Raw genomic sequence first — 21,581 nt, forward strand, 5'->3', positions numbered from 1 at the left:
TCCGAGGCCGGATGCGCCACCCCGCGGGTCGGCGCTGTCCCGGCTCAGCGCTTTACAGTAATCCTTCTTCCCGCAGCAATTCTTGCAAGTTTGCCTCGGGGCGCGGGCCGATGTGGCTGATCACTTCCCGCGCGCACACATTGCCGATCTTGGCGCAGGTCTCATAGTCGCGGCCGGTGGCCATGCCGTACAGGAAACCGGCAGCGAACTGATCGCCTGCGCCGGTCGCATCTACGGGCACTACCTTTTCGACCGCAACATCGTGACGGGTATCGCCGTTCAGAACCGTCACGCCGTCGCCCGAACGGGTGCAGACGACCAGAGGGCAGATTGCGGCGGTTTTGGCCAATGCGTCCTCAAGATCATCGGTTTCGAACAGCGATTTGATCTCGGCCTCGTTGCCGATCACGAAGTCCAGTTCGTTCTCGATCAGCAGCAGGAAATCGACCCGGTGACGCTCGACGCAGAAAGGATCGGAAATGGCGATACCGGCCTTGCCGCCGCCTCTGTGACAGGCGCGCGCTGCCTCAAGAAACGCAGCTTTGCCCTTTTCCTTGTCGAACAAATACCCCTCGAGGAACATGATCTGGCTGTTTCCGGCAACCTCGTCCGAGACGTCCTGAGAGGACAGTTCCGAAGAAATCCCCAGATAGGTGTTCATCGACCGCTCACCATCGGGCGAGACGAAGATCATCGAGCGTGAGGTCGGCAACTCGCCGCCCGGCACAGGCGGATTGACGAAATCCACGCCGTCTTCATTCATCGCATCGGCGTAGAAGCGACCCAGCGCGTCATCATGCACACGGCCAATAAAGGCAGCATCCAGACCCAGCGCACCTGCGCCCGCAATGGTGTTCGCGACCGAGCCGCCCGGTGTCTGCACCCGACCCTCCATCGAGGCATAGAGCACTTCGCCGCGCTCCTGCTCGATCAGTTGCATGATGCCTTTTTCAATGCCCATCAGTTCCAAGAAACTGTCATCGGCCTGGGAAATGACATCCACAACGGCATTTCCGATGCCGGTCAGTTGGTAGGTTTTCATAGGGTCTTGTCCTCGAATTGACAGAGATCACGGATGATGCAGGTCGAGCATTGCGGCTTGCGCGCCTTGCAGTGATAGCGCCCGTGCAGGATCAGCCAGTGATGTGCATGGAGTTGAAAGTCGGCTGGAATATTGTCCTCAATGGCGCGCTCGACGGCGTCTACGTCCTTGCCGGGACAGATACCGGTGCGATTGCCGACGCGGAAGATATGCGTATCCACCGCTTGCGCCGGTTGCCGCCACCACATGTTCAGAACCACATTGGCCGTCTTGCGCCCGACACCGGGCAGGGATTGCAGCGCGGCGCGGGAATTGGGAACCTCGCCGCCATAGTCCTCGACCAGTATACGGCTAAGCTTGATGACGTTCTTGGCCTTCTGACGGAACAGTCCGATGGTTTTGATGTGCTCGATCAGGCCCTCTTCGCCCAGATCCAGCATCTTTTGCGGAGTGTCTGCGATCTTGAACAGCTCACGCGTGGCTTTGTTGACGCCCGCATCGGTCGCCTGCGCCGAAAGCGCCACTGCCACGACCAGAGTGTAGACGTTCACATGCTCCAGCTCGCCCTTGGGTTCCGGGTCGGCCTCTTGAAAGCGCGTAAAGATCTCGCGGATCGTATGATAATCGAGTTGCTTTGCCATCCGAGCCTTAATGCCGCCCAAGGGCCAATGACACAAGCCCAAAGCCAATGCGCAAGTTCCGGGTCGCGGCAGCGTGACCTGCGCGTTATGGTTCGGTTCAACAGATGAGGTGAAAGCCATGAACGTCCAGACGCCCGAAAGCGGATACCACTACAACGTCATGCGCCGCGCGATCGAGTTGATTGATCAGGGTGGCGAAACCCTCAGCCTTGAAGAGCTGGCCGGTCAGATGGGCATGAGTCCCGCCCATTTCCAGCGCCTGTTCTCGCGCTGGACCGGGGTGTCGCCAAAACGGTACCAGCAATATCTGACGCTGGGCCATGCCAAAGCCCTGCTGCGCGAACGGTTCACCACGTTGGAGACCGCCCACAACGTCGGCCTGTCCGGCAGCGGCCGCCTGCATGATCTATTCCTGAAATGGGAATCCATGAGCCCCGGTGAGTACGCCCGCAAAGGCGCGGGGCTGACGGTCTACTGGGGGTGGTTCGATTGTCCCTTCGGGCCAGCACTGGTCATGGGGACCGACAAGGGCATTTGCGGAATTGCCTTCAGTGCCGAAACCGGCGAGGTCGCCGCGATGGACGATATGACTTCGCGCTGGCCCAAGGCCGATTTCGTCGAGGATACCGAAAAGCTGCGTCCTTGGGTCGAGGCCTCCTTTGGCGCGGACCGGTCCGAGACGCCACTGCATCTGATCGGCTCGCCCCTACAAATCAAGGTTTGGGAGGCGCTGATGCACATCCCCTCGGGTCAGGTCACAACCTATTCAGAGATCGCGCAGCGGGTGGGGTCGCCCCAGGCGGTGCGCGCGGTGGGGACAGCGGTTGGGCGCAATCCGGTCAGCTGGCTAATCCCCTGCCACCGGGCATTGCGCAAGTCGGGAGGCCTGGGCGGATACCACTGGGGTCTGCCTGTGAAGCGCGCGATGCTGGCTTACGAGGCCGCGCAAGCGGATGCTTGATTGACTCTGGATCATTCCAATGCCAAAGAACGCGCAAGGTTTGGGTCCCCTGCCGTTCGCGGCCTTTGGCTTTGGTGAAACCCTAAATTTGAACATTTGTTGCCACTTTCTCGGCGCGCGGATGGCAATGCGAACCCCGTCCTGATTTCGCGCCCGTTCAAGGAAACGAGGCACAAGATGACGACACAAAAAACGATCCCTCCAGTGGACGAGTTGAAAGCGCAAGCCAAACGCTTGCGTGAAGACCTGCGCGCCAAAGATGTGACCCTTTCACATAGCGAGGCTTTGGAGATGCTCGCCCATCAATATGGCGTTCGGGATTGGAATACACTGCACGCCAAAGCTGGAAACCGCATGCACTTGCGTGTCGGAGATCGGGTCGAAGGGCGATATCTGGGGCAGCCGTTCTCAGCCGAAATACGCGGCATGACCCTGTTGGGTGATGGATCTAACCGCAGGGTTACGCTGCATTTTGAAACGCCCGTCGATGTGGTGCAGTTCGAGAGCTTTTCCGCGTACCGCCAACGTGTAACCGGGGTGATCGGTTGGGATGGACGCTCAGCACAAAGGACGTCTGACGGGCAACCCCAGCTGGTTGTGCGTCCAGCCTAGAAAAGGGTGAGGCTCTGCCCGAGCCTCACCAATCGTCCTAGATCAGGCCACATGCCTATTCTGCTGCCCAACCGCCGACGGCTTTGATCTCGAGGAAGTCTTCCAGACCGAATACTCCGCCTTCGCGGCCGTTGCCGGATTGCTTCATGCCTCCGAACGGAGATCCCGCGCTGCGCGACTGACCGTTCATCTCAACCATCCCGGACCGCAATACCCGCGCCATGCGATTGGCGCGCGCGCCGTCCTGTGTCTGGACATAGTTGGTCAGGCCATAGGGCGTGTCATTGGCGATCTCGACGGCTTCTTCCTCGGTGTCGAAGGGGATCATGGTCAGAACTGGGCCGAATATCTCCTGCTGCGCAATGGTCATCTGATTGTTGGCATCTGCAAACACCGTCGGGCGCACATAGTAGCCCTTGTTCAGCCCCTCGGGCCGCCCTGTGCCGCCTGCGACCAGCCGCGCGCCTTCATCGATACCGGCTTGGATCAGGTCCTGAATCTTGGTCCACTGAAGCTCATTCACAACGGGGCCGATATGGCGGCCTTCCTCTGTGGCCGGGCCGACCGTGACAGAGTTGGCCACTTCGGCTGCTGTCTCCACGGCCTTGTCATAAATCGGGCGCTGCACCAGCATCCGGCTGGGGGCGTTACAGCTTTGGCCGGTGTTGTTCATCATGTGCAGCACACCGCGTTTCACGGCCTTCTCATCCGCATCCTCAAAGATCACGTTGGCGCCTTTGCCGCCCAGTTCCAGATGCACCTTCTTCAGGGTATCGGCAGCGCTTTTCGAGATCGCAGTGCCCGCGCGGGTCGAGCCGGTGAAGCTGATCATGTCCACATCCGGATGCGCAGAGAGTTGCGAACCGACACCCGCGCCATCGCCGTTCACCAGGTTGAACACTCCGGGTGGGAAACCGGCCTCGTCCATCAGCTCGGCAAAGATCATTGCGTTCAGGGGGCTCTGCTCGGACGGTTTCAGAACCATCGTACAGCCCGCAATCGCCGCCGCGCCGACCTTGAGGGTGATCTGGTTCATCGGCCAGTTCCACGGGGTGATCAGACCGGCGACGCCGACGGCTTCATAGATAATGCGATCATTGGGCGCGTGATCGCCCAGAGGGCGCTCGAATTCAAACGCCTTGGCGGCGCGGATGAAGTTCTTCAGGTGATAGATCCCTGCACCGGATTGGGCAGTGCGCGACATGTCGATCGGCGCGCCCATCTCAAGCGACATGGCCTGCGCCAGGTCCTCGGACCGGGTCATGTAGAGGTCGGCCAGCTTTTCAACCAGGGCGATACGCTCTTGGACCGGCGTTGCCATCCAGCCGGGCAAGGCTGCCTTGGCCGCGGCAACGGCGGCGTCAGTGTCGGCCTGAGAGCCGAGGGAGATCACCGCGCAGGGTTCCTCAGTCGAGGGGTTGATTACCTCGAAATCATTCGCCTCAGATGGAGCAACCCATTGACCGTTAATGTAGAAATCGCGTTTTTCGATCATGGCGTATCCTCCGGGCCGTGATGTCGAAGACTGGTTTTGTCGCGTAGTCTGTCATTCGCTCTGAGGCGCGGCAAGGGGGTAATTTGATCAAATTTGCTTTGCGAAGCCTTGGAAAAAAGACTTTTGCGGAAGGTTTAACTCTGGCGCAAAGTGGTTAGGTTCACAGCATTCGACTCGGTCAGTAACCAAAGAAGGAGTTGCACCATGGGTTTGCGTATCAACGACACGGTCCCGAATTTCACCGCAGAAACGGATCAGGGCACCATTCAGTTTCACGATTGGATTGGTGACAGCTGGGCGATCCTGTTCTCGCATCCCAAGGACTTCACCCCGGTCTGCACCACCGAGTTTTCGGCAGTTGCCCAGCTGAACGACGAATGGGCGGCGCGCAATACCAAGGTGATCGGTGTTTCGGTCGACGGGGTCGAGGACCACAAGAAGTGGAAGAAAGACATCGAAGCCTATGGCAAGGCCAACCCCGGTTTTCCGATTATTGCTGATGACGGGCTGGCGGTGTCCAAGGCCTTTGACATGCTGCCCGCCGAGGCCTACCTGCCCGATGGCCGCACCCCTGCGGATAGCGCCACCGTGCGTTCGGTGTTCATTATCGGACCCGACAAGCAGTTGAAACTGTCGATGACCTATCCGATGACCGTGGGTCGGAACTTTGCCGAGATCCTGCGGGCGCTGGACGGATTGCAGATGTCGTCCAAGGGTGTTGCGACACCTGCGAACTGGGTGCCGGGTGAGGATGTGATCATCCCGCCGACCGTTTCGAATGAAGACGCCAAAGCGAAGTTTGGTGAGTTCGAGACGATCTTCCCCTATCTTCGCAAGACCAAGGCTCCGTCCTGATTTAGGTCGGGTCAGGGGGGCTGTCTGCCCCCCATCGCGCCTGAGGCGCAATTCCCCCCGAGGATATTTTCAGCCAGATGAAGCAGGCGGGCGCTGCGGGTGCAGGTGGAGCTGTGCTCGGTAAGCGGCGCGTTTGACTTCGCGGGTCAGTTTGTCTGAGAAGGCTGGTTTCGTCTGGATGGTTGAGCCGCCGATATCGCCGGCCACTTCGCGGTTGCCGCTGCCCAGAAGGGCATGGATGGGCTGACCGGTGATCCAGTGCATTTGCAGGAAGGTATCCACGGGGCGGTCGATTTGATCCGTCGCCTTCAGGAGCCGTTTGGCGGCGTTGCGGCCGACCATCTGGCAGACGCATTGCAGGCCGATCACTTTGGGTAGGATCAGGCTCAGGCCGTTCTCTTTTGCCAATGTTTGGGCCGCGACTTCGCGTTGTTTGACGGGGATGCGGATATAGTGATCCGGGGTGGCGATGGCGTGCAGCATTTCGGTGGCTTCGGCCATTTTGTCAGGATCGACGCGCAGGTCATCCTCGGTGATGATGGCCAGATCGATCTCTTCATCCACCAGTTTCTGCCAGAGACGCCGGTGGCTTTGGAACACGCCGATTTCCGCGGGGCGCAGGTCGAACGGGTAGTGCGGCTTGTGCAGGGTGCCGGGATGCAGGCGGACATCTGCGATCTGGTCTGGCTCGCGCCCATTGGTCGCCTCGAACAGTTCGGCATTCGGCAGGTCGTTGCACAGCTGGTCTGCATTGGCGCGGCGGGCCGTGCTGGAAGACATATGGATGACAAAGGATCGCATGATGCGTGCATAGAACACGGGCGCGCGTGGGGAAAGAGCAACGCGAGAGAAATGGGCCTTCATTTTCTGCAAGCCGAACCAGTGCGAGCGGTGTCGGCGACCGGTTCTTGAAAGGGCAGAAATATGCTAGGGTGCGATAGGCAGACGAACCAGGCATCCGCACCATCGGGCGATCACACTGTGAAATACAGGAGAAGACGATGGCTTTTACAGATTGGTATGTTGAAGGTGATGCTTTTGGGAACTGTAATTGCGGTTACGCGTGCCCTTGCCAGTTCGAGGAAGTTCCAACACAGGGCAATTGCCGTGGGTTCGAAGTGCTTGAAGTCTCGAAAGGCCATTTTGGAGATACCGACTTAGCGGGTGCCAAGGCTGCATTGATCTATGCCTGGCCGGGTCCGATCTTCGAGGGTGGAGGCGAAATGCAGGTGATCATCGATCCAAGCGCCTCAGATGCTCAGAGGGCCGCACTAGAAAAGGTCTTTCACGGGGAAGAGACCGAAGAGATGGCGACCCATTGGTTCGTCTTCCGTGCGATGTGCAAAACCGTGCATGAGACTCTGTTTCTGCCGATAGATTTCGAGATGGATATGGAGGAGCGTACGGCCAAGGTGTCCATCGGCGACGTGCTGAACTCGACCGGCCGCCCTATAGAAGCACCGCATGGTGGTGGCCCACATCGCGTGCGGATCGACATTCCCGGCGGGATTGAATTTACCTTAGCCGAGATCGGCAGTGCCTCGACCAAGGCCGACGCGGCGATCAAGCTGGACCTGAACGACAGTTACGGGCAGTGGCATCTTATGAAGCACGGGCCGTCGGGGGTGGCGCACTAAGGATCAGGCTTCTCCAAAATCCACAAGAACCGGTGCGGTGTCGTAGATGATCCGCACCGATTGGAACCGGGTTTGATCCTCGGTCAGTTCAAACAGGTCTACGCATTCAATCGTTTCAGGGTGCCCGTTTCGGATGGTGCGGGTGTAGTTGAAATGAACCGCCATCTGCGGTGCGCCGGATGTGTCGGCAAAGGTGTTCTTGTGATGGGTGGACCGATCACTCGTGATGTTCATCACGTTGGTATAGAAGTCCCGCGCCGGTTGCTTGCCCGATATCGGAGAGGTTGCTGTTGCGTCCTCGGCAAACAGGTTCAGCATCGCGGGCAGGTCGCCGCTTTCGATGGCTTGTAGGTAAAGCCGCGCCATTTCATCCATCTGGTCCTTGTTAGACATCGCCAACCCTCCTGCTGGGCGGCACTGTAGCACAAAAAAGGCCCCGGTGGTTTCACCGGGGCCCTAATCATTTGAAAGAGGAACAGATTACTCTGCGTCTTCTTTCTTTTCTTTCTTCTCGGGAACGATCTCTTCGCCGGTTTCCTGATCGACCACTTTCATCGACAGGCGGACCTTGCCGCGATCGTCAAAGCCCAGCAGTTTGACCTTTACTTCCTGACCTTCCTTCAGAACGTCCGACGGATGGTTCAGGCGGCGGTTTTCAATCTGGGACACGTGGACCAGGCCGTCGCGCTTGCCAAAGAAGTTCACGAAGGCACCGAAGTCGACGATCTTGACCACTTTACCGGTGTAGATCTGACCTTCTTCCGGCTCGGCCACGATCGAATAGATCATGTCATAGGCCTTCTGGATCGATTCACCATCAGGCGAGGCGATCTTGATGACGCCGTCGTCGTTGATATCGACCTTGGCACCCGAAACCTCAACGATTTCGCGGATGACCTTACCGCCCGAGCCGATCACTTCGCGGATCTTGTCGGTTGGGATGTTCATGGTCTCGATGCGCGGAGCGTGGACCGAGAATTCGTTGGTCTCGGAGAGGGCTTTGCCCATCTCGCTCAGGATGTGCATACGGCCGTCTTTGGCCTGTGCCAGAGCGGTTTCCATGATCTGCGGCGTGATGCCTGCGACCTTGATGTCCATCTGCAGCGAGGTGATGCCGTTTTCGGTCCCTGCCACTTTGAAGTCCATGTCGCCCAGGTGGTCTTCGTCACCCAGGATGTCGGTCAGAACAGCGTATTCACCGTCGTCTTCCAGGATCAGACCCATGGCCACACCGGCAACCGGTGCTTTCAGCGGAACACCTGCATCCATCATCGACAGCGAACCGCCGCAGACCGAGGCCATTGACGAGGATCCGTTTGATTCAGTGATCTCCGACACCACACGAACGGTATAGGGGAAGTCGGTCGGCGCAGGCAGAACCGCTTGCAGCGCGCGCCATGCCAGCTTGCCGTGACCGATCTCACGACGGCCGGGCGAACCCACGCGGCCCACTTCACCAACCGAATACGGAGGGAAGTTGTAGTGCAGCAGGAAGTTCGATTTGAAGTTGCCATGCAGCGCGTCGATGAACTGCTCATCGTCACCGGTGCCCAGCGTGGTCACGGCCAGCGCCTGAGTTTCACCACGGGTGAACAGCGCGGAACCGTGCGTACGCGGCAACAGCGAGGTTTCGGCTTCAATGGCACGCACGTCGGTGGTCGAACGACCGTCGATGCGCTTGCCGCCTTTGACGACGTCACCGCGCAGGATGCCGGCTTCAAGCTTTTTCATTGCCGAGCCCAGGTTCGCGTCTTCCAGCTGTTCCTCGGTCAGTGCTTCTTTGATCGCTTCACGGGCCGCGGCAACAGCGGCGGTGCGCTCTTGCTTGTCGGTGATCGCGAAAGCGGCGCGCATCTGCTCTTCACCGGCTGCGGAAACAGCGGCGTAGAGGTCCGAATAGTCGGGGGCGACGAACTCAAACGGCTCTTTTGCGGTTTCTTCGGCCAGATCGATGATCAGGTCCAGAACCGGCTGGATTTGCTCGTGCGCGAAGTTCACGGCGCCCAGCATTTCAGCTTCGGACAATTCGTAAGCTTCGGACTCCACCATCATCACGGCGTTCTTGGTACCGGCAACAACCAGGTCCAGACGCTGTTCGGGGTTCAGGCGCAGGTCCTGCATGTCGTCCACGGTCGGGTTCAGGACGTATTCGCCATCCACGAAACCAACACGGGCACCGGCGATCGGGCCCATGAAAGGCGCGCCGGAAATGGTCAGGGCAGCCGAGGCCGCGATCATCGCAACGATGTCGGGGTCGTTGACCAGATCGTGGCTCAGCACGGTGCACATCACCAGAACTTCGTTTTTGAAGCCGTCAACGAACAGCGGGCGGATCGGACGGTCGATCAGACGCGCGGTCAGCGTCTCTTTCTCGGTCGGGCGCGCCTCGCGCTTGAAGAAGCCACCCGGAACTTTACCGGCGGCATAGTATTTCTCTTGGTAGTGGACGGTCAGCGGGAAAAAATCCTGACCGGGCTTTTGTTGCTTGGCAAAGGTCACGTTGGCCATGACGCTGGTTTCGCCCAGCGTGGCAATCACGGTGCCGTCCGCCTGGCGAGCAACCTTGCCGGTTTCCAGTGTGAGCGTCTCTTCGCCCCACTGCATAGATTTCTTAGTTACATCAAACATATGCGTATCCTAGAACGGAGCACTCCCGCCCCTGCGGGTCTCCGGTTTGCATGGCGGCCCCATTGCCGCCGACCCCACTTTATCTTCCATTCGAGTGCCGGGGTCAGGGCACAACGTCTCAGATACCCGCGCGCATACATGAGAATGCGTTGAAAGGAAAGGGGAACCGCTGCGATTGGCAGAAACGTGCAGACTGGTATTTGAGGACTCTGCGCAGCGCCATTTGCGAGGCTGTGAAACGTCAGTTCCCAAGGGGCGTAAGATTCAAAAAAATGAATGAGTTTTGAAAAAACTGTATGCAGTGTAGACTGTTAACACTGAACCCACGGTCGAAGAGACGGGAATACGCCAAGGGGGTAACATACTCATAACCGTCAGCCGGCCGACTACCTTGGCGTTTGCAGCTTGCGAGCAAAGGGGCAAAGTATGGCTCAAACCAAGAAAATGCTGGATCCGGATCCGCGGATCTACGATTTCGAAACCGAGTATGAATTGGGTCAGGACAATGTCCGGCCATTCGGTTTGGATATCCACAACCCGGTCTTCCTGATCTCGAGTATTTTGATCTTTGCGTTCGTTTTGATCGCATTGGCCAATCAAGAGGCCGCGGCCGCCTTTTTTGGCTGGCTCAGACCATGGCTCACCAGCACGTTTGACTGGTTCCTCGTCCTGTCAGTGAACGCCATCACCCTGTTCTGTCTGGTTCTGATCGTTCTGCCTGTTGGCAAAGTCAGGATCGGCGGCAAGGACGCCAAGCCTGACTATTCCTATGCCGGATGGATCGCGATGATGTTCGCCGCCGGTATTGGTATCGGTCTGCTGTTTTTCGGCGTGATGGAGCCGGTTTACTACAACTTTGCCGAAGGTGGGAACGCCCGGCCCCTGGGTATCGACATCGCAGTGCCCGGCAATGAGTATATTGGTATTGTCGGCACGATCCACCATTGGGGCCTTGAAGGCTGGGCGGTATATGCCGCCGTTGGTCTAAGTCTTGCGATCTTTGCCTATAACCTTGACCTACCTCTGACTTTGCGCTCGGCTTTCTATCCGCTTCTGGGTGAACGTGTTTGGGGCTGGTGGGGTCACCTGATCGACACGCTGGCGGTGTTTGCAACGCTGTTCGGTCTGACTACCTCGCTGGGTCTTGGGGCGCAGCAAGTTGCTGCTGGGTTGTACGAGGTCTTTGGTATCGAGCCTAGCCCAACCGTGACCGTCCTGCTGATCATCGGTATCACGCTGATCGCGCTGGGCTCAGTCCTACTGGGTATGGATGCGGGCGTGAAACGGCTGAGTGAGATCAACATGATTATGGCCGTTGGTCTGTTCCTTTTCGTCATCATTGTCACCGGTGTGGGTACAGCCATTTCGCGGTATTTCAACGTGATGGTGGATTACGTGACCCATCTGCCGGCACTTTCAAATCCGTTTGGGCGAGAAGACACCAGCTATTTCCATGGTTGGACGACCTTCTACTGGGCCTGGTGGATCGCGTGGTCGCCCTTTGTGGGCATGTTCATCGCCCGCATTTCCAAGGGCCGCACGGTGCGTGAGTTCATCCTCTGCGCGCTACTGGCCCCCACGGCAGTCTGCGCCCTGTGGATGTCGACCTTCGGCGGCGCCGCTATCGACATGCTGAACGCAGGCGGAGCCGAAGGCGTGCGCGCCACTGTGATCGACAGCTATGCGCCGGAGGGCGCCCTGTTCGGCTTCCTTAAGGAGCTGCCGCTCTATGGCATAATCGCGCCGATCGCCCTGATATTGATCGTCGTGTTCTTTGTGACCTCGTCGGATTCAGGCTCGTTGGTGATTGATACCATTACCGCCGGAGGCAAGATGGATGCACCTGTGATCCAACGGGTGTTCTGGTGCACGCTTGAGGGTCTGGTGGCAATCGCCTTGCTCTTGGGCGGCGGTCTTGCGGCTCTGCAAGGCGCAGCGGTGTCAACGGGCATCCCGTTCACACTGGTGGTTCTGATGATGTGCTACTGCCTATGGCTGGCGCTTAAATCGGAAAAAGCTAAGATGTAGCAGCGCAAGTTGCACGCAGGGCCTTCTAGTCCTTGCTAATTGGCAACACCAAAAAAACGCCCGCTGTTTCGGCGGGCGTTTTGATATCAGCTTGATCAGCTCTGATCTTAGCGGCGGATGCCCAGCTTTTTGATCAGGTCCTGATAGCGTGCTTCTTCCTTACCCTTCAGGTAGTCCAGCAGCTTACGGCGCTGGGCGACCATTTTCAGCAGACCGCGACGACCGTGGTTGTCTTTCTTGTGGGTCTTGAAGTGCTCGGTCAGGGTGGTGATGCGCGAGGTCAGGATGGCAACCTGGACTTCAGGCGAACCGGTGTCGCCCTCTTTGGTGCCGAATTCTTTCATGACGCGTGCTTTTTCAGCGGCAGTAATCGACATCGGGGTCTCCTTTAAAGGTTAGAGTTAATGGCGCAGGCCGGGATGTCGTCCAGCACAGGCCCATGGAGAAAACCGCACCGATTCCGATGCGGATGGGCGCGTATAGGCGCTTTTGACGTGAATGGCAAAGGGATTCTGACGGCTCAGTCAGCAGGCAGGTATTCCGCCAACTCAGCTTCGGTCAGGAGATGGATATCGTCCACCGTCAACCCGTCGGCCCCGAACAGATGCGCGACCTCTTGGCCGTTAAGGCTGACGCGGGTCAGGTTCTCATTCTCGGGGTCCTGTTCGATTTCGATCTCGGGTGGGTCCTGATCTTCCCAGGTGATCAGCAGGCGGTCCTCACCGGGTTGAAAGCCCATCACGGTGACTTCGGAATTCTCCGTGTCGGCGATGATGTCATCCGCGCCTGCGCCTCCGGTCGCGACGTCGCCGTCTTTGGCCAGAATCGTGTCCTCTCCGGCGCCGCCGTTCAGATAGTCCGTCTCGCCGTTGTCCTCATCGCCCAGCAACAGGTCGTCGCCCTCGCCGCCGAACAACACATCCTCGCCCGCGCCGCCGGTTAGAGTGTCATCGCCATAGCCGCCATGCAGGGCGTCATCGCCTTCTCCGCCGTTCAGATCATCGTCGCCCTGACCGCCATACAGCGCGTCACTGCCTTCGTCGCCCTGCAAATGGTCGTCGCCGAAATGACCGTAGAGCCTGTCATCGCCCTCATCCCCGAGCAGGGTGTCATCATCGGCCTCGCCATGCAGCAGGTCATCGCCCTGGCCGCCTGACAGGGTGTCCTGACCTTCGGCTCCGTGCATCACATCGTTGCCATCGCCGCCCATGATGTGGTCATCACCGCCATAGCCGTTGATCTGGTCCGTGCCGTCCTGCCCGGCAATGACATCGGCGTTTTCGCTGCCCGCGATCACCAGATCGCCGTCATGTTCCGAGATCACCTTACCGCCGGTGTCCTGCGCTGGCTCGACGCTCTCGCCCACATCAAGGAACTCACCTTCGCCGATCTCGGTCTGGTTTTCGTCCTCCGCGCCGTCGTCCTGCTCATCTTCTTCTTCGATGAACACATCGCCAATGGCGTATGCCGCGCCGCCGACGGCGGCCAATCCGATCAACCCGGCCAGAAACATATCGAACCCTCCGAAAGAAATGAGACGCCTTGACGGCACTGTCCCATCCGAACGGTTCATCGGTCAAAGCATAGCTGGCCGAGTGGTTAACCCTTTGTCACCAGGGTTCGGGTTGTTGGGTATAGGCGATGTAAAGCGGATGTTTCGGATGCCCGGCTTTGGAGAGGCCCAGATGAAACAGAGGCTGCCCGGTGCCGCGCAGCAGCACCTCCACCGCCGGGCCGCGGTCCAGATGTGCGCCGTGGGTGCCCCAGGCCGCAATGACCTGATCGGCCCATTGGGCGCCCTCCAGAATGGCCGCGTCGTTTGCCGGACCGACCGGATCAGCGGCGGCGCGCATTTTACGCGGATCGGTGTCGCGCCAGGCAAAGATGTTGGTGACCTGAAACGCCCCGAACCCCAGAGCCCGCGCGCGGCGTTCGCAGCGCTCGACGGTCGGGTCATTCTGCACCTCGGTCGCGGTTGACGGGTTCAGCATCACAAACAGCGCCTTGCGCCCCGCCGGATCCCAAACACGGGTCAGGCTATAGCGGTATTTCTCGCAATCCGAGTAGACGGCGGTCGAGGGCGCATCGCCCTTGGTATGCGTTCGGGTGATCATGCCCTTCGCCTAACACAGGGCTCAGGTGACGAACACCCGGCTTGGGTGCAGCTCGCCGGATTTGTAGATGCCCACCGCCACGGCCTTGCCGTCGAGCGAGGCCCAGGCCTCATCGCCGTATTCCACGTCCGAAGCCAGAACCATGCCCGGATTGCCGTTGCGCAGACGGGTGGCACCTTCGGGTGTGCATTTCAGCTCGGGCAGGTCGGAGAGGCCGATTTCCAGCGGATGCAGGTAGTCGTCTAGCGCCTCGGTCTTGGCCATCTCGTCGATCTGTTCGATGGACAACCCATCTTCGGCCTCAAAAGGGCCGGACCAGATGCGGCGGAGTTCCTTGACGTGGCCGTGGCATCTCAAAGCCTCACCCAGATCCCGCGCGATCGAGCGGACATATCCGCCTTTTCCGCAGGTCATCTCCAGCACCACGTGATCTTCGTCGGGACGGTCGACGAGGATCAGTTCCTCGACCCAGAGGGGGCGGGCGGACAGCTCTACATCTTCGCCATCACGCGCCAGCTTATAGGCGCGTTGCCCGTCGATCTTCACGGCCGAGAACTTGGGCGGCACCTGCATGATATCCCCCAGAAACGGGGCGAGTGCCTGTGTGATATCGTCATCCGAAGGGCGCGCATCGCTTTGCGCAATCACTTCGCCCTCGGCATCGTCCGTGTTGGTGGCTTGACCCAGACGCACAGTGAAAGTGTAGGCTTTCAGCGCATCGGTAATGTAGGGAACGGTTTTGGTCGCCTCACCCAAAGCTACGGCCAGAACGCCGGTCGCCTCAGGGTCCAGAGTACCCGCATGGCCCGCTTTCTTGGCATCCATCGCCCAACGCACCTTGTTGACCACCGCGGTCGAGGTCATGCCCGCAGGCTTGTCCACCACCAGCCAACCGGAAATGTCGCGGCCCTTGCGTTTGCGTCCCATCTTGCACCTTGCCTCTTGCTAAGGCGCGCGGGTTAGCGGATCGTTTTGCCGCTGTCAAACTCAGGGCGCGTCTTCGACGACGCCTACGATTGGCCCGAGCGAGAACCCGATATCCGACCGGTTGCTGGCGCGCTCATACATGCGCGAAATGTTTCCATCGAGGAAGAGTGCATTCGGCGTTTCCAGCACGTCGCGGAACAGCCTGCCGAACTCATGAAAGGTCACGTAATCCTCTGAGATCGCAAAGACCGTGCGGGTGCCATCTGCACTGGTGCCCACACCATTGCGAATGTAGCGCGAGGTCGAATCAGGCAGGAACCGGGGGTGCAGTTCGCCGTCGATCACCAGCATCGGGCCAGATTGGGTTGCAAATCGGCACTGTGGGGCCTGATCCACGAAAGTGAGCGTTTCGAAAACGTCAGCGCGGCCCTCACGGATGCAGAACACCCCGTTGGGCAACAATCCGAAATTGCCCGGCCCGGCATTCGGGATCACTCGCATCTTCTCTTGCCCGTTTTCGACATAGTGGCCGACGGGCGAGCGGTCGTCGTGATACATGCCCGCATTCATCGCAAAGGCCAGCCGTTTGCCTTCGGGCGCGAGCGTATCGTTCACCGATGAGAAATGCCCAAGCAAACCGCCTTCGTCATCGTTCAGAAACAGGCGTATGTCTTCCGAGGCATCGACCTCGCAGACCGTATACCGTCTGTCCTCATGGGTCAGCTTCTCACAGGTGACCGCATGGGCCTGTGCGGCCCAGAGAACCGCGCCAAGTGTTGCGAATGTCCGGATCACTCGTCCAGATCGCGGCGCACCGCGTCCTGTTCGAACATACGGCGGGTGTCTTCCAGACGGTCAAACGTGTCATCCAGACGGAACCGCAGATCGGGTGAGAATTTCAGGTTCAGCTTTTTGCCGATCATGCGCCGTAGTTCGCCTTTGTTGCGAGCGAGCAGGTCGATCACATCCTCTTGGCCTTTGCCGCCCAGCGGCAGCACATAGGCGGTGGCGATCTTGAGATCGGGCGAGGTGCGGACCTCACCCACGGTGATCGACATACGGTTTAGATCGGGGTCGTGGACATCTCCGCGCGCCAGAACTTCGGACAGGGTGCGGCGGATCAGTTCGCCGACACGCAGTTGTCGTTGGGACGGGCCGGGGCCATCGTGGAATTTGTTCTTTGCCATACCGACGATCTAAGCCCTAACCGAGCCTTTGCCAAGCGGGCGCGAACCGGGTAGGAGGCTTTGAGCCGACTTAGCGAAAAGGACCAGCGCAATGACCCATATTCCGGGGATCGTTATCACAGGGGCTTCGGGCCGTATGGGGCAGATGCTGATCAAGACCGTGACTGATAGCGATCAGGCCCGTCTTGTCGGAGTGGTCGAACGCGCGGGCCACGATTGGATCGGTCAGGACGTGGGTACCGCGATGGGCGGGCAGGCTCTGGGCGTGACTGTGACAGACGATCCGCTGGAAGCCTTCGCGCAGGCGCAGGCGGTGATCGACTTCACCGCGCCCGAAGCGACGTTGGAGTTTGCTGCTTTGGCTGCCCAGGCGCGGTGTGTGCATGTGATCGGCACCACCGGCATGACCGAAGAACAGATCGCTGCCCTCGAGCCTGCCTCGCGCCATGCGGTGATCGTGCGGGCGGGGAATATGAGCGTTGGTGTCAATCTGCTGGTGCAACTGACCAAAAAGGTTGCGGCGGCTTTGGATGAAGATTTCGATATCGAGGTGATCGAAGGCCATCACCACCACAAGGTCGATGCGCCCTCGGGCACAGCGCTGATGCTGGGTGAGGCTGCTGCTGAAGGGCGTGGTGTCAAGCTGCCGGATGTGGCCGACCGGGGCCGCGATGGCATCACCGGCGCCCGTAAACGCGGAGACATAGGCTTCCACGCCATTCGCGGTGGAGACATCGTGGGTGAACATGACGTCCTGTTCGCCGCGCCCGGCGAACGGATCGTTTTGCGCCATCTGGCAACTGATCGCGCCATCTTTGCCCGCGGCGCGCTGAAGGCGGCGCTGTGGGGGCAGGGCAAGGCACCGGGTCAGTATGACATGGTGGATGTTCTGGGGCTCTAAACCAACACAACCAATGAGATTTTTTGAACGTGGGCTTTACCTGACGCGGGGACTCGATCCATGCTTGCCTCGTAAGGCAAGGGGGAAGAGTGCTTTGGTCAAGTCCGTCGCAGGGGCGTTTCTGCTTTCGCTGGCCGCTGGTAGCGTTTTGGCCGAGGACCAGCAGGTGGTTTGCACGGTTGAGGGCTGTATGGAAGTCACGCTGCAAAAGCCCCGCTTCAGCGAGTCCAGCGCGTTTTCGGTGCAGCAGGTTTGGCGTGTGGTGGACAGTATCCTGGCCGTGTCTGGCCTGTTGCCGAATTTCGAGGTGCTGGAAACCACCGAGGTCGATAACGCAGCGGCTGTAATCTTCAAAGAACAACGGTACTTGGCATTCAACCCGGACTGGCTGTCGCAATACGAAGCGGACCCGAACGCCTATTGGCAGCTTTATGGTGTGATCGCCCATGAGGTCGGTCATCATCTTCAGGGACATACGATCATCGAAGGAGGGTCGCGCCCGCCCACCGAGTTGGAGGCGGATGAATACGCCGGATTCGTTCTTGCCGCACTTGGGGCCAACCTGACGCAGGCTCAGTCCCTGTGGGAGACCCTGCCCGCACAAGGGTCAGCGACCCATCCGCCCCGCCATCAGCGCCTTGCAGCGGTTGAGCGCGGATGGCTGCGACGCAATGGGCAGGCGCCATCCACTGCGACACCAACGGCTGAGCCGCCTGCACCCGAAGTGCCCCCGCCACCGGGTTGGCTTATGAACAGCTGCACCGGTGTTTCGGTTGCCGGGCAGTGGGCTGATTTGTGTTTCAGTTCAGTTTTGAAGGCGCAAGGCAGCAACAGCTATGGCCCTCGAAATGTGACGGACCAAGACCACCGCACCGCTTGGGTGGAAGGAGTGTCTGGCCATGGATACGGTGAAGCATTTGTTCTGGCTTTTGATTCACCCACGCGGATCAACCGCTGGGCAATTCGAAACGGCTATGCCAAATCGGAACGGACCTTCATCCGCAACAGTCGTGTGCGCGAGCTGAAGTTGAGCTTTTCGAATGGTTCCACGACATCTTTCACCATCGACGACACATCTGACTGGCAAGAGACCAGTGCTTTGGCCAATTATGGTGCCGTATCCTGGGTCGTGTTCGAGATCACCGATGTCTACCCCGGCACGCACTATCAGGACACGGCGATTACCGAGCTTGTCTTCGAGTGATCGTCAAAGATCCTTAACCTTGTCCGCGCGCAGCGGGCAGGCGAGATAGACGCCGAATTCTTTGCCGATATCCGCGCTGACGCGGGCGTGAACCGCGCCCTGACGGTCGAGAAAGCGCTGGTTGTCTTCGACCGGGAAAATCCCCTCATGCCAGATGCCGGGGTTGATATAGAGGCCGCGTGAGCCATCGCACCAAAAGGCCACCACCTTTTCCGGTGTCAGATTGTCGCCCGGTAGGGCGGCGGGCACGATGAAAGGCTTGTTGTCCAGCGGCCAGAACATCTGCCCGCCGTCTGGGTGATAGTTCATGTGCCACAAAAGGACTTGATCGCGCGGTGCGCTCTGCCGCTCGACCTGTGCCTGCTGAGGATCAGTTGACCAGCCCAGTACATAATGTCCCCCCACTGCTTCGTTTCGACCGTAGAGGACATCGCCTTTCCACTGCCCATGGAACGTGCCTTCGACCCAGCCGCCTTCATCGCCGGTGCCTTCGTCGATGGGCCGCCAGCCTTGCTGCGGCCAGCGGGTGATCTCGATCTCGAACCCTTCGGGGTCATCGACCAGACAGCCATAGCCTTTGACCGAAGCGTCCGTGGCACGGATCAGGGGAACCTCGTGCCACGGCAGCGAGGGTTTGGTGCTGGCTTCAAAAATATATTCCGGGGCGTTCATGGCGTACCCAAATGCTTGTCGACCATACGCTGCACCATCGGGGCGAAATGTGCAAAGTCAGGGGTTTCCATATACGCGCGCTTTCCGGCCTCATCGAGATATCGCACCTGAATGATCTCTTTAAGGTTCGGGTTGGCCTCGAACGCGGTCACTTCCTCGGCGCTCATCGGGCCGCCTTGCAGCTCCAGCGTGTGGACCGAGGCGGTGGACAGCCGGTTGAAATACTCGGGCTTTGTGGCGCAAAGATACCGTTTGGCCGCCACGTGGTAGCGGCAGCAATCGGTGATGACGGACGGGAAGAACTGCTCGAGCACTTCCGCACCTGCGTCTTCATGATGGCGGTCCTCGCTATCATCTGGGTGATATGTCCCGAATTCCGAGGTGAAGTGGCCGATGTCATGCAGCAGGGCACCAACGATGATCTCTTCGGGCATGCCGTTCTGTTCGGCGATGGTAGCCCCTTGCAGCATGTGTTCGGCCATGGTCACGGGCTCGCCCAGATATTCCTCGCCACCGCGGCGGTCGAAGATATCGCCGATGAAGGCCACGATATTGTTGCGGTTCAGGGTCGTGAAATCGGGTTTCATTCCGCCGCCTCCGGCTGCGCCATGTCCATAGCGGCCAGAGTGGACAGCAACCCGTCCTTGTCCGCGTAGCAGCCCTGCAGCCACCGCGACCCTGCGCCCGAGTAGCCAAGTCGCGCATGCAGCACGCGGGTGTTGTCGACGATGAAGCTCTCGCCCGGTTCCAGCTTGAACGACACGCCCATCGCAGGGTCGTCGATGATGTCCCCCAGCTGGCGGTAGGCGGCGTAATAGGCCTCCATCTTGTCGAAGGGCACATCCACAAACGGCGCGGAGGAGCGGTTGTTGAACCGGATGCCGATGATTTCGCCATCGGGTGACAGTTCTATCATCGGGCGGCGTGACCGCAGGCAAACCCCGTCCGAGCCTTTGTATTCGAACCGCGCCGGGTAGCCTGCCAGCAGTGCAAAGCCCTCGGGATTCTGGTCGCACAGCTTCTCGGCGGCGCGGAACCCGTCAACCACGATCGAGTCGCCGCCCTCGGCGCTGTTTTGAAGACAGTAGAGGATTTGTAGCGTCGGCACCGGATCGCGATAGGGATTGTCGGTGTGGGCCTGCAATCCCAGCCCGGTAAAGGCGAGGTTGGTTGGGTTCACCTCTGTCCGAACCTCGAAATAAGGGCCGTAGTTGGTCTCACGCACATAGCCGAAAAGGTCGGCCACCTTCAGCAGCGACTCGGGCTCGGTCGGGCCACTGGTCAGTTTGGCAAAACCGTATTCGGCCACAGCCGCCAGCCAATTGCGTTTGGCGCTCGGGTCGGCGTGAACCGCGTTCCAGTCGCCGCTGGGGGCTGCGATGCCGCTTTCCCATGTGGTGATACCGGGGGCGATGCGACCGAACGGGGCGCTTTGATCATGATCGTAGACGTGATCGGCCAGCCATGCGTCGGGGAAGGTGACGGTTTTACCTTCCGGCTGGAAGGTGACGCTCAGGTCACCGTCGATCACCTCGGCCGCGCTAACTGAGGTGTTTTCGGGAATGTCGCCAATGGTGATCAGACGCTGCCCGTTGCCCGGCGCGCGGGTGTCCGGGTCAAGCGCGTTGTCGCGCAACCAAATGGCATGAAATCGGGCTGAGGTTCCGTCGGTGAATTCAATAGTTACAACCGAAGGGTCATAGGTGGCGGTGCGCAGCATGAGGTCTCTCCTGTTCAGCGCGGATTTTACTTGAAGGGGATACGCCCCCCATGCCATTATCACAATTAATGCTTATTTCGTCTGAGGGTTGGTTTTTCTAATGGCTAAGGAAAAGATCGGTTTGCCGCCTCTTGACTGGCTGCGGGTGTTCGAGGCGGCTGGTCGACTGGGCGGTTTCTCGGCCGCTGCACGTGAGTTCGGTTTGACGCAGGCCGCGGTCAGCCAGAGGATTGGCAACCTTGAGGCCTGGCTCGGGCGTACGCTTTTTGTGCGCGAGGCGCGGGGCGTGTCGCTGACCATCGAAGGCGAAAGCTATCTGCCGCTGGTGCAAGACAGCCTGCAGGCGCTGGAGCGCAACACCGAAGACCTGTTCGGTAAATCCCCACGAGAGCTACGGGTCGCGGGGCTTTCCTCTCATATCCACGCACTGGTTCTGCCAGCCTTGCCTGCCTTTCTGACCATGCGGCCCAAGGTGCGGGTGATGGCAGATTCGGTGACACGCAGAACGTCGCTGGAGGAAGAGCGGACATGGCTGCAAATCCGCTACGGTCGCGGTGTCTGGCCGGGGCGCAAGGCCAAGCTGATCGCGCCCGAGGTGCTGGCCCCGATGGCTGCGCCAAATGTGTCATGGGGCGCGCCGGTGATTGATCTGCGGGGCGAGCGGCCCGGCTGGCAGGACTGGGCGCAGGGCGCGGGGATCAAGGACCTGCCGCAGGGCCGGATCAGCTTTGATTCCGTCGGGCACGCTATGAAGGCCGCGCGGCAGGGATTGGGGGTTGTTCTGGGATCAGTGCCCCTCGCTGCTGAAAGCCTGCAGAACGGGCGTTTGCGCAGGCTCGACCTGCCAGAGCTGAAGACCAAGGATGGCTATTGGCTGACATGGCCTGAGGAGCGGGCCAAATCGAAAAAGCAACGCGCGTTGTTGGATGATTTCCTGCAAGCGCTGCGCGGGTAAAC

Annotated in this window: 23 protein-coding genes; 8 read left to right on the forward strand and 15 right to left on the reverse strand. The window is 59.6% G+C overall.

Annotated elements, in window-relative coordinates:
- Nucleotides 1-52 precede the first annotated feature (52 nt).
- Both ACXAH8_RS17225 and nth read right to left on the reverse strand, forming a co-directional pair.
- A complete protein-coding gene (locus ACXAH8_RS17225) occupies nt 53-1,042 on the reverse strand; it encodes an adenosine kinase (RefSeq protein WP_170643666.1) in 990 nt (329 codons plus the stop codon).
- The gene (gene nth / locus ACXAH8_RS17230) at nt 1,039-1,683 is read right to left on the reverse strand and encodes an endonuclease III (RefSeq protein ID WP_475220035.1); all 645 of its coding nucleotides are present in this window, start codon (nt 1,681-1,683) and stop codon (nt 1,039-1,041) included. Before nth ends, ACXAH8_RS17225 begins: the two co-directional genes overlap by 4 nt.
- 118 nt (nt 1,684-1,801) lie before the next feature.
- On the opposite strand from nth, the gene ACXAH8_RS17235 reads away from it, so the two are divergent.
- Nucleotides 1,802-2,644, forward strand: coding sequence for a methylated-DNA--[protein]-cysteine S-methyltransferase (locus ACXAH8_RS17235; protein ID WP_475219990.1), 843 nt, complete (start codon nt 1,802-1,804; stop codon nt 2,642-2,644).
- Between the two features lie 177 nt (nt 2,645-2,821).
- The gene (locus tag ACXAH8_RS17240; RefSeq protein WP_475219991.1) at nt 2,822-3,256 is read left to right on the forward strand and encodes a glyoxalase superfamily protein; all 435 of its coding nucleotides are present in this window, start codon (nt 2,822-2,824) and stop codon (nt 3,254-3,256) included.
- A 55-nt stretch (nt 3,257-3,311) separates the two neighbouring features.
- Here the strand turns inward: ACXAH8_RS17240 and ACXAH8_RS17245 are convergent, their stop codons facing one another.
- Nucleotides 3,312-4,751, reverse strand: a complete 1,440-nt coding sequence (locus tag ACXAH8_RS17245; RefSeq protein ID WP_475219992.1) for an aldehyde dehydrogenase family protein — start codon at nt 4,749-4,751, stop codon at nt 3,312-3,314.
- Between the two features lie 204 nt (nt 4,752-4,955).
- Here ACXAH8_RS17245 and ACXAH8_RS17250 point away from each other — a divergent pair, with 204 nt between their 5' ends.
- Nucleotides 4,956-5,606, forward strand: a complete 651-nt coding sequence (locus tag ACXAH8_RS17250; protein WP_170459651.1) for a peroxiredoxin — start codon at nt 4,956-4,958, stop codon at nt 5,604-5,606.
- 69 nt (nt 5,607-5,675) lie between these two features.
- On the opposite strand, the gene ACXAH8_RS17255 is transcribed toward ACXAH8_RS17250, so the two are convergent.
- Nucleotides 5,676-6,470 (reverse strand): glycosyltransferase family 25 protein, encoded by a 795-nt coding sequence (locus ACXAH8_RS17255; RefSeq protein ID WP_475219993.1) that lies wholly within the window; start codon nt 6,468-6,470, stop codon nt 5,676-5,678.
- Between the two features lie 137 nt (nt 6,471-6,607).
- Here ACXAH8_RS17255 and ACXAH8_RS17260 point away from each other — a divergent pair, with 137 nt between their 5' ends.
- Complete coding sequence (locus ACXAH8_RS17260; protein ID WP_475219994.1) at nt 6,608-7,243, forward strand: DUF1326 domain-containing protein; 636 nt, start codon at nt 6,608-6,610, stop codon at nt 7,241-7,243.
- A gap of 3 nt (nt 7,244-7,246) precedes the next feature.
- Here the strand turns inward: ACXAH8_RS17260 and ACXAH8_RS17265 are convergent, their stop codons facing one another.
- Nucleotides 7,247-7,636, reverse strand: a complete 390-nt coding sequence (locus ACXAH8_RS17265) for a nuclear transport factor 2 family protein (RefSeq protein ID WP_475219995.1) — start codon at nt 7,634-7,636, stop codon at nt 7,247-7,249.
- Nucleotides 7,637-7,723: 87 nt separating this feature from the next.
- The gene (gene pnp, locus ACXAH8_RS17270) at nt 7,724-9,871 is read right to left on the reverse strand and encodes a polyribonucleotide nucleotidyltransferase (RefSeq protein ID WP_475219996.1); all 2,148 of its coding nucleotides are present in this window, start codon (nt 9,869-9,871) and stop codon (nt 7,724-7,726) included.
- A 426-nt stretch (nt 9,872-10,297) separates the two neighbouring features.
- Between pnp and ACXAH8_RS17275 the strand changes: the two genes are divergently transcribed.
- Nucleotides 10,298-11,899, forward strand: coding sequence for a BCCT family transporter (locus tag ACXAH8_RS17275; RefSeq protein ID WP_170555456.1), 1,602 nt, complete (start codon nt 10,298-10,300; stop codon nt 11,897-11,899).
- A gap of 107 nt (nt 11,900-12,006) precedes the next feature.
- Here the strand turns inward: ACXAH8_RS17275 and rpsO are convergent, their stop codons facing one another.
- The 6 genes from rpsO to rbfA form a co-directional block, all read right to left on the reverse strand.
- On the reverse strand, nt 12,007-12,276 hold the full coding sequence (gene rpsO, locus ACXAH8_RS17280) for a 30S ribosomal protein S15 (protein ID WP_170379357.1): 270 nt from the start codon (nt 12,274-12,276) through the stop codon (nt 12,007-12,009).
- Between the two features lie 143 nt (nt 12,277-12,419).
- A complete protein-coding gene (locus tag ACXAH8_RS17285; protein WP_475219997.1) occupies nt 12,420-13,412 on the reverse strand; it encodes a calcium-binding protein in 993 nt (330 codons plus the stop codon).
- Nucleotides 13,413-13,509: 97 nt separating this feature from the next.
- Nucleotides 13,510-14,013 carry a DUF1643 domain-containing protein gene (locus ACXAH8_RS17290; protein WP_475219998.1) on the reverse strand — a complete coding sequence of 168 codons (504 nt, stop codon included), beginning with the start codon at nt 14,011-14,013 and terminating at the stop codon, nt 13,510-13,512.
- A 21-nt stretch (nt 14,014-14,034) separates the two neighbouring features.
- Entirely contained in the window at nt 14,035-14,940 is a 906-nt protein-coding gene (gene truB / locus ACXAH8_RS17295; protein WP_475219999.1) for a tRNA pseudouridine(55) synthase TruB, read from the reverse strand.
- A gap of 60 nt (nt 14,941-15,000) precedes the next feature.
- On the reverse strand, nt 15,001-15,735 hold the full coding sequence (locus ACXAH8_RS17300) for a phosphodiester glycosidase family protein (protein ID WP_475220000.1): 735 nt from the start codon (nt 15,733-15,735) through the stop codon (nt 15,001-15,003).
- A complete protein-coding gene (gene rbfA / locus ACXAH8_RS17305) occupies nt 15,732-16,127 on the reverse strand; it encodes a 30S ribosome-binding factor RbfA (protein WP_170643656.1) in 396 nt (131 codons plus the stop codon). The genes ACXAH8_RS17300 and rbfA overlap by 4 nt, the downstream gene beginning before the upstream one ends.
- A gap of 91 nt (nt 16,128-16,218) precedes the next feature.
- Between rbfA and dapB the strand changes: the two genes are divergently transcribed.
- The gene (dapB, locus tag ACXAH8_RS17310; RefSeq protein ID WP_475220001.1) at nt 16,219-17,028 is read left to right on the forward strand and encodes a 4-hydroxy-tetrahydrodipicolinate reductase; all 810 of its coding nucleotides are present in this window, start codon (nt 16,219-16,221) and stop codon (nt 17,026-17,028) included.
- Nucleotides 17,029-17,122: 94 nt separating this feature from the next.
- Nucleotides 17,123-18,232, forward strand: coding sequence for an NADase-type glycan-binding domain-containing protein (locus ACXAH8_RS17315; protein WP_475220002.1), 1,110 nt, complete (start codon nt 17,123-17,125; stop codon nt 18,230-18,232).
- Between the two features lie 3 nt (nt 18,233-18,235).
- On the opposite strand, the gene ACXAH8_RS17320 is transcribed toward ACXAH8_RS17315, so the two are convergent.
- Genes ACXAH8_RS17320 through tmpA form a run of 3 tightly spaced genes read right to left on the reverse strand, consistent with a single transcriptional unit; the run spans nt 18,236 to nt 20,624 of the window.
- Nucleotides 18,236-18,904 (reverse strand): ureidoglycolate lyase, encoded by a 669-nt coding sequence (locus ACXAH8_RS17320; RefSeq protein WP_475220003.1) that lies wholly within the window; start codon nt 18,902-18,904, stop codon nt 18,236-18,238.
- Nucleotides 18,901-19,491 carry a (R)-1-hydroxy-2-trimethylaminoethylphosphonate oxygenase gene (tmpB, locus tag ACXAH8_RS17325; RefSeq protein ID WP_475220004.1) on the reverse strand — a complete coding sequence of 197 codons (591 nt, stop codon included), beginning with the start codon at nt 19,489-19,491 and terminating at the stop codon, nt 18,901-18,903. The genes ACXAH8_RS17320 and tmpB overlap by 4 nt, the downstream gene beginning before the upstream one ends.
- Nucleotides 19,488-20,624, reverse strand: a complete 1,137-nt coding sequence (tmpA, locus tag ACXAH8_RS17330; RefSeq protein ID WP_475220005.1) for a 2-trimethylaminoethylphosphonate dioxygenase — start codon at nt 20,622-20,624, stop codon at nt 19,488-19,490. Before tmpA ends, tmpB begins: the two co-directional genes overlap by 4 nt.
- A 100-nt stretch (nt 20,625-20,724) precedes the next feature.
- Between tmpA and ACXAH8_RS17335 the strand changes: the two genes are divergently transcribed.
- Entirely contained in the window at nt 20,725-21,579 is an 855-nt protein-coding gene (locus ACXAH8_RS17335; RefSeq protein WP_475220006.1) for a LysR family transcriptional regulator, read from the forward strand.
- Nucleotides 21,580-21,581 lie beyond the last annotated feature (2 nt).

The organism is Ruegeria sp. ABV3_008 (assembly GCF_056161185.1).